This window comes from Streptomyces sp. NRRL S-495, assembly GCF_000966955.1.
Taxonomy (GTDB): Bacteria; Actinomycetota; Actinomycetes; order Streptomycetales; family Streptomycetaceae; genus Kitasatospora; species Kitasatospora purpeofusca.
Window position 1 is genome coordinate 1 of record NZ_JZWY01000244.1, and the last position, 567, is coordinate 567.

At 74.6% G+C, this 567-nt stretch carries 1 protein-coding gene; it reads left to right on the top strand.

From position 1 onward, the window contains the following. On the top strand, positions 1 to 507 hold a 507-nt coding region (locus VR45_RS14245), incomplete at its 5' end, for a hypothetical protein (protein ID WP_052709078.1). Between the last annotated feature and the right edge of the window lie 60 nt (positions 508 to 567).

Consider the following 567-nt stretch of genomic DNA (forward strand, 5'->3'; position numbering starts at 1 on the left):
GGGCTGCTGGGCGGTACCGCCGCCCAGGCCGCCGACGGCGCCCCGGCTGCCGGCGCACCCGCCGCGGCGGCACCGGCCGTCGCCGCCGCGCCCGCCTCGGACGCCAACCAGACCGTCATCCAGGGCACCACCGGCCTGAGCCGGGGCCAGAGCTGGTCCTCGCCGGACGGCAGCACCGTGCTCTACCAGCAGTACGACGGCCACGTGGTGCTCTACAAGAACAACGTCGCGATCTGGACGGCCACCGGCACCTACGGCGTCGGGAGCTACCTCTACATGCAGGCCGACGGCAACCTCGTCGCCTACGACGCCGCCATGCGCGCGGTCTGGAACAGCCGTACCCCGTACCACCCCGGCGCCTACCTCGCGATCCAGAACGGCGGCAACCTGGCCGTCTACTACGGTGGCACGCCGATCTGGTGGTCCAACTACCGGCCCGGCGGCGGCCCCGGCCCGATCGACCCCGACCCCGAGTGCACCCCCACCACGCACCAGCTCTGCCCGTAACGGATCCCCTGTCACCGGCGACCGCCGGGGCCGCCCCCACCCGGACGCGGCCCCCGCGAC